Source organism: Rhodococcus sp. T2V (genome assembly GCF_029269925.1).
Classification (GTDB): Bacteria; Actinomycetota; Actinomycetes; order Mycobacteriales; family Mycobacteriaceae; genus Rhodococcus_F; species Rhodococcus_F koreensis.
Genome location: NZ_JARJBD010000040.1, coordinates 76,298 through 82,820, shown reverse-complemented (window position 1 = coordinate 82,820; position 6,523 = coordinate 76,298). Strand labels below are relative to the sequence as shown.

The following is a 6,523-nucleotide window of genomic DNA, read 5'->3' as shown; positions in this document are numbered from 1 at the left end:
TCGAGTTCATCGACCTCGTCCCCAAGTCCGCCGCAGGCAAAATCCTCCGCAAGGATCTCCGGGCCGGCGAGGCCCGCCGGAGCTGACGGCAGGGGTTCACGGCGCGAGGGTTCCGGCAGGCATGCCAGGATGAACGGCATGAGTACCGGAACCCTTGTGCTGCTCCGCCACGGCGAGAGCGAATGGAATGCGCTCAACTTGTTCACCGGCTGGGTGGACGTCCACCTGACCGATAAGGGCATCGCCGAGGGCAAGCGCGCCGGCGAATTGCTGCTCGAGCACAACCTGCTCCCCGACGTGCTGTACACGTCGCTGCTGCGCCGCGCCATCAGCACCGCCAACATCGCGCTCGACACGGCGGACCGGCACTGGATTCCCGTCATCCGCGACTGGCGTCTCAACGAGCGCCACTACGGCGCCCTGCAGGGACGCAACAAGGCGCAGGTCAAGGACAAGTACGGCGACGAGCAGTTCATGCTGTGGCGCCGCAGTTACGACACCCCGCCGCCGACGATCGAGCCGGGCAGTGAGTACAGCCAGGACACCGATCCCCGCTACGCGAACCTCGACGAGGTCCCGCTGACGGAGTGCCTGAAGGACGTCGTCGTCCGCCTGATCCCGTACTGGGAAGACACCATCTCGGCCGATCTGAAGGCCGGCAAGACCGTCCTGATCACCGCGCACGGCAACTCGCTGCGCGCCCTCGTCAAGCACCTCGACGGAATCTCCGACGAGGACATCGCCGGGCTGAACATCCCCACGGGCATCCCGCTGCGCTACGACCTGGACGAGAACCTGAAGCCGCTCAACCCCGGCGGCACCTACCTCGACCCTGAGGCCGCCGCCGCAGGCGCCGCCGCGGTCGCGAACCAGGGCGGGAAGTAACCCGTGCAACCGGCCGGACGTCCCGTTCGCGGGACGTCCGGCCAACAGCAGGTTAACTGCGGACGAAGACTCCGGTTGCCGCGTGTGACGTGCGCGGAAATGCCTGGACCCTGCGTAACCGGCCCGCCGCGCGAACGTACGATTCAGGCGTGAGTGTTGTTCAAGCCGTCCTGCTTGCCATCGTGGGCGGCTTCGTCGGTTACCTCGTCGGTGGCGTGCTGATCCCCATGCTGTCCACCCGGCAGGCGCAGCGAATGGAAGAAACGTCGGGGCTCACGATGTCACAGGTCCTCGACCTGATCGTGCTGGCATCCGAGAGCGGCATCGCCGTGGTCGACCAGTTCCACGACGTGGTCCTGTTCAACCCCCGCGCCGAAGAGCTGGGCCTGGTGCGGAACCGGCTCGTCGACGACCGTGCGTGGGTGGCGGCACTCCGCGTCCTCGAAACCGGCGAACCCGTCGAGGTCGACCTCAGCACCAAGAACCCGCAACGGGGACGCGACCGGATCGCGGTGCGCGGCACCGCACGACTGCTCAGCAAGGAAGACCACAACTTCGTGGTCCTGTTCGCGGACGACGACTCCGAGCAGGTGCGGATGGAAGCGACCCGCCGCGACTTCGTCGCCAACGTCAGCCACGAACTCAAGACCCCGGTCGGCGCGATGGGACTGCTCGCGGAGGCACTTCTCGAATCGGCGGACGACCCCGATTCGGTCCGGCACTTCGGCGAACGCGTGCTCGGTGAATCCGTCAGGCTCGGCAAGATGGTCACCGAACTGATCGCGCTGTCCCGGTTGCAGGGCGCCGAGAAGCTGCCCGACCTCGAGGCCGTCGCCGTCGACGAGGTGGTGGACGAGGCCCTGCAGCGTTGCAAGATCTCCGCGGAAGCCGCAGGCATCGCCGTCACCACGGACCACAACAGCGGCTACGAAGTGCTTGGCGACCGCGCGCTGCTCGTCACCGCGCTGTCCAACCTGGTGCAGAACGCCATCGCCTATTCGCCGAAGGGATCCCCGGTCTCGGTGAGCCGGTCCATCCGCGGCGACAACGTGGCGATCTCGGTGACCGACCGCGGCGAAGGCATCGCCAAGGCCGACCAGGAACGCGTCTTCGAACGTTTCTTCCGCGTCGACAAGGCGCGGGCCCGGGCGACCGGCGGAACGGGACTCGGCCTCGCGATCGTCAAGCACGTGGCCGCCAACCACAACGGATCGATCGACCTGTGGAGCAAGCCCGGAACGGGTTCGACGTTTACCCTGCAGATTCCTGCACACATCGAGACAGTAGAGACGAACGGCGGGGACGCCGACGGCGGAACTGTCGGGAGGAGAGAAACCGGTATGGAGGCCAAGCGATGACAAGTGTGCTGATCGTGGAAGACGAGGAGTCACTGGCCGACCCATTGGCCTTCCTGCTTCGCAAGGAAGGATTCGAGACGACGATCGTCGGCGACGGACCGTCCGCGCTCGCCGAGTTCGACCGGGCCGGCGCCGACATCGTCCTCCTCGACCTCATGCTGCCCGGCATGAGCGGCACGGACGTCTGCAAGCAACTCCGCAGCCGATCCGGTGTCCCCGTCATCATGGTGACGGCACGGGACAGCGAGATCGACAAGGTGGTGGGTCTCGAACTCGGCGCCGACGACTACGTGACCAAGCCGTATTCGGCGCGGGAACTGATCGCCCGCATCCGCGCGGTGCTGCGCCGGGGGGTCGACAGCGAACTCGACGTCGCGCAGGACTCGGCCGTCCTCGAGGCCGGACCGGTCCGGATGGACGTCGAACGGCACGTGGTCCAGGTGAACGGTGACGCCGTCACGCTGCCGCTCAAGGAGTTCGACCTCCTCGAGTATCTGCTGCGGAACTCGGGCCGGGTACTCACCCGCGGACAGTTGATCGACCGGGTGTGGGGCGCGGACTACGTCGGCGACACCAAGACCCTCGACGTCCACGTCAAGCGTCTGCGCTCGAAGATCGAGACCGACCCGGCGAAGCCGGAACACCTCGTCACCGTCCGCGGGCTGGGCTACAAACTGGAGGCGTGAGCGGACGCCGATCCGCCACGGTTGCGCACGAATTCGTCAGCCGCACAGGCAATTGCCGGTGCGGCTGACGAATTCGCGGGCGTGTGCCGGAACGGGCGACTGTCAGAACGGGTTGTACACCCAGACGCCGCGGAACGGCGCCGAGATGATCTGCGTGATCGCGTGCTCGCGGCCCTGGTCGTCGAACTGCCTGCAGTAGACCGCGACATAGTGTCCGTCGCCCTTGCACTCGATGACCCTGCCGGTTCCGTACGGGCTCAGGACGAGGGCCCGGTCAGCCTTGTCGCCGAAGGCGCCCGGATCGAACGGTGCGACGAAGTTCGCCGTCTTGTCGTAGAAGGTGTTCCAGTCCGGGGTCGGGTCGGCGGACGCCGTCGGCGCGAGAGCGAGCGTTGCGGCGGCGGTCAGCAGGGCACCGGTCAGAATTCGAGCGAACATGATCTCTCCCGTCGTCGCTTTGCCCGGAATGGGGCCGTGACGGCTAAATCGACCGGTGGGTCCGATCCGTTACCCGGCGGCCCTCTTCTGTGCGGCCACGGTCGCGGGATGCACGGCGACGAGTCCGAGGCCGGCCCTGCGCTTGCACAGCGTCGCCAATTCTGCGTACGCGGCCTTGCCGAGCAGCTCCGTCAGCTCCGGCGCGTACGACTGCCAGACGGCCTTGGCACCCACGTGGGCGTCGGGTGAGCCCGAGCAGTACCAGTCCAGGTCCGAGCCGCCCTCACCCCAGCCACGCCGGTCGTACTCGGTGATGGTGGTCTTGAGGATCTGCTCGCCGTCGGGGCGTTCCACCCACTCCTGGGTGCGGCGGATCGGAAGCTGCCAGCACACGTCGGGCTTGACCTCGAGCGGCTCGATCCCGCGCTCGAGCGCCATCGAGTGCAGCGCGCAACCGACGCCGCCCTCGAAGCCGGGGCGGTTCAGGAAGATGCAGGCTCCCTGATACCGGCGGGTGCGCAGCGCGGGCTCGTCCTCGAGGTCGTCCTCCTCGATGTACCCCTTCTTGCCGAGCCCCTTCTCCATGAACTGCCAGTTCTCGGGTGTGAGCAGCTTCACTGACTTGTTCAGCTTCTCCAAATCCTCCTCGTCGGAGAGGAACGCGCCGTGCGAACAGCAGCCGTCGTCCGGCCGGTCGCCGATGATGCCCTGGCAGGCCGGAGTGCCGAACACGCAGGTCCAGTGCGATAGCAGCCACGTCATGTCCGCGGCGATGAGGTGCTCGGCGTTGTCGGGGTCGGGAAATTCGACCCATTCGCGAGCGAAGTCGAGGGGTACTTCGGGGCTGGGTGTCATCTTGTGTGAACGCCCTGCTTTACGTGCTGTCACAAAGCCCGACGGTAGACCCAGTACCGTGTCAATGTGCGACTAGGGGTACTCGACGTCGGAAGCAACACCGTCCATCTTCTCGTAGTGGACGCCCACAGGGGCGGCCACCCCACACCGATGAGTTCGACCAAGTCGACTCTGAGGCTGGCGGAGAACACCGACGATCGGGGTGACATCACCGCTCAAGGTGCAGATCGCCTGGTCACGACGGTGGCAGACTTCTCCAGCATCGCGAGGACATCCGGGTGCGGTGAACTCATGGCGTTCGCGACGTCCGCCGTCCGCGACGCCAACAACTCGGACGACGTGCTCGCGCGCGTGCACGACGAGACCGGTGTGACGCTGGAGGTCCTGTCGGGTGTCGACGAGGCGCGGCTGACGTTCCTCGCCGTGCGCCGCTGGTTCGGGTGGAGCGCCGGCCGCATCCTGAACCTCGACATCGGCGGCGGATCCCTCGAGCTGACGACGGGCGGCGACGAGGACCCGGACGTCGCGCTGTCGCTGCAACTCGGCGCGGGACGGCTCACCCGGGACTGGCTCGAGGCCGACCCGCCGGGCAAGCGTCGCGTGGCGGTGCTGAGGGACTGGCTGGACGCCGAACTGACCGTCCCGTCGAAGGAACTGCGCTCGGCGGGGCAGTGGGACCGGGCCGTCGGCACGTCGAAGACGTTCCGCTCGCTGGCCCGGCTGACGGGCGCCGCACCGTCCGGCGCGGGCCCGCGGGTCAAGCGCACGCTCACCGCCAGCGGGCTCAGGCAACTCATAGCTTTCATTTCGCGGATGACGGCCTCGGACCGTGCAGAATTAGAAGGGGTGAGCTCCGACAGGTCGCAGCAGATCGTGGCCGGAGCACTCGTTGCGGAGGCCAGCATGAGAGCACTGGGCGTGGAGGAACTCGAAATCTGCCCCTGGGCTCTGCGCGAGGGATTGATCCTCCGCAAGCTCGATACGGAAATGGGCGGTGAATTGATGGTGGGTGCTCGATGACCGAGGACAGTCAGCAGATCTCTGTGTCAGAACTGCTCAAACGCAACGGGCAGCAGGTGGAGTCCCGGGGCGGGCGGCGTCGGCGCGGCGTCGCGGGAGGAATCTCCGTCGCCGAATTGACCGGGGAAATTCCGGTGGTCCGGGATCCGTCCGAATCGCGGGCCCTCGAATCCGAACCCGAACCGGAACCGGAAGCGCCCGAGCCGTCGCGCACACCCACGCCGACAGCACCGTCTGCGCCGGCAGCACCGTCGGCGAGGGCCGACGAGCGCACGCCCGCTTTCAAGGCTCCAGTCGACGACAGCGACGATGATGACGACGACGAGCCCATCGCCAGTCGCCCCGCCGGCCGTGGCCGGGCCGTGGTGTCGGGCGGGACGTCGCGCGATCACCAGGGAACCTGGGTCAGCCGGTCCGTCCGGAAGGAACCGCCCGCGCCGGAGGCCGCCGCCACGCCGGCTCCGACGGTGGCCGCCCCGGTCGTGAAGAAGCCCGAGCCGGCCCCGACCGTCGCCGCTCCGCGGGTGACACCGGCGCCGAAGGCCGAACCCCCGGCCAAGCCCGACGCAACGGCCAAGCCCGACACAACGGCCAAGGCCGAACCGGCCGCGAAGTCCGACGCACTGGCGAAGCCCGAGGCCCCGGCGAAACCCGGAACCCCGGCGAAGTCGGGTGCGGCAGCGAAGTCGGGTACGGCAGCGACGTCGAACGGCGCGTCGAAGTTCGCGAAGACGCCGAAGCCGGAGGCTCCCGCCAAGGCGAAGCCGGAACCCGCGCTGCTGTCCGGATCGACGCTGGCCGGCGACCTGATGCGCCAGTCCCGGGACTCGGAAGCGGCGAACGCTGCCGAGGAGACGGACCTCATCGAGGCCGCCACCGACGAGGCGGACACCGACCAGCGTGACGACACGCAGAAGTCCGAGACCCCGCGCCGGTCTCGCAAGGAGGCGAAGGCCGAGAAGGCCGAGGCTGCGAAAGCGGAGAAGGCAGGCAAGGACGAGGCCGGCGAGAATTCCACCCGTGAGTGGGCCGTTCTCATCGGCCAGGGTGTGGTGGCCGTGATCGCCGGGGCCCTGCTCTTCAAGGGTTTCGAGAAGCTGTGGGACGTCTTCCCGTGGGTCGCGCTGATTCTGGCGCTGCTCGTCATCGTGGGCCTGGTCGCCATGGTCCGCATCCTGCGCCGCACCGACGACATCACCAGCTTCGTGATCGCCGTCGTCGTCGGGATGATCGTCACTCTGGGGCCGTTAGCCTTCATGCTTGCGTCGGGCTGAGTTGCTC

General features: G+C 67.7%; 7 protein-coding genes. 5 read left to right on the top strand and 2 right to left on the bottom strand.

Annotation, left to right across the window (positions count from 1 at the left end; translation table 11 throughout):
- Nucleotides 1–129: 129 nt before the first annotated feature.
- From P3H15_RS29255 to P3H15_RS29245, 3 genes are all read left to right on the top strand, one after another.
- Nucleotides 130–885, top strand: a complete 756-nt coding sequence (locus P3H15_RS29255; RefSeq protein WP_276140415.1) for a phosphoglyceromutase — start codon at nt 130–132, stop codon at nt 883–885.
- Nucleotides 886–1,034: 149 nt separating this feature from the next.
- A complete protein-coding gene (locus P3H15_RS29250; protein ID WP_095862546.1) occupies nt 1,035–2,243 on the top strand; it encodes a cell wall metabolism sensor histidine kinase WalK in 1,209 nt (402 codons plus the stop codon).
- The gene (locus tag P3H15_RS29245) at nt 2,240–2,929 is read left to right on the top strand and encodes a response regulator transcription factor (RefSeq protein WP_072939844.1); all 690 of its coding nucleotides are present in this window, start codon (nt 2,240–2,242) and stop codon (nt 2,927–2,929) included. The genes P3H15_RS29250 and P3H15_RS29245 overlap by 4 nt, the downstream gene beginning before the upstream one ends.
- Before the next feature lie 102 nt (nt 2,930–3,031).
- Here P3H15_RS29245 and P3H15_RS29240 read toward each other — a convergent pair whose 3' ends face one another.
- Both P3H15_RS29240 and P3H15_RS29235 read right to left on the bottom strand, forming a co-directional pair.
- Nucleotides 3,032–3,367, bottom strand: coding sequence for a hypothetical protein (locus P3H15_RS29240; protein WP_072939847.1), 336 nt, complete (start codon nt 3,365–3,367; stop codon nt 3,032–3,034).
- A gap of 69 nt (nt 3,368–3,436) precedes the next feature.
- On the bottom strand, nt 3,437–4,222 hold the full coding sequence (locus P3H15_RS29235) for a hypothetical protein (RefSeq protein WP_095862547.1): 786 nt from the start codon (nt 4,220–4,222) through the stop codon (nt 3,437–3,439).
- Nucleotides 4,223–4,288: 66 nt separating this feature from the next.
- Between P3H15_RS29235 and P3H15_RS29230 the strand changes: the two genes are divergently transcribed.
- Nucleotides 4,289–5,242: a Ppx/GppA phosphatase family protein gene (locus P3H15_RS29230; RefSeq protein WP_276140414.1), complete on the top strand. Its 954-nt coding sequence runs from the start codon at nt 4,289–4,291 to the stop codon at nt 5,240–5,242.
- Nucleotides 5,239–6,516: a hypothetical protein gene (locus P3H15_RS29225; protein WP_276140413.1), complete on the top strand. Its 1,278-nt coding sequence runs from the start codon at nt 5,239–5,241 to the stop codon at nt 6,514–6,516. Before P3H15_RS29230 ends, P3H15_RS29225 begins: the two co-directional genes overlap by 4 nt.
- Nucleotides 6,517–6,523 lie beyond the last annotated feature (7 nt).

Excerpts from the sequence above, each read along its gene's own strand:
- P3H15_RS29255 (WP_276140415.1), top strand. The coding sequence starts at position 130 with ATGAACGGCATGAGTACCGGAACCCTTGTGCTGCTCCGCCACGGCGAG.
- P3H15_RS29245 (WP_072939844.1), top strand. The coding sequence starts at position 2,240 with ATGACAAGTGTGCTGATCGTGGAAGACGAGGAGTCACTGGCCGACCCA.
- P3H15_RS29240 (WP_072939847.1), bottom strand. The coding sequence starts at position 3,367 with ATGTTCGCTCGAATTCTGACCGGTGCCCTGCTGACCGCCGCCGCAACG.
- P3H15_RS29235 (WP_095862547.1), bottom strand. The coding sequence starts at position 4,222 with ATGACACCCAGCCCCGAAGTACCCCTCGACTTCGCTCGCGAATGGGTC.
- P3H15_RS29225 (WP_276140413.1), top strand. The coding sequence starts at position 5,239 with ATGACCGAGGACAGTCAGCAGATCTCTGTGTCAGAACTGCTCAAACGC.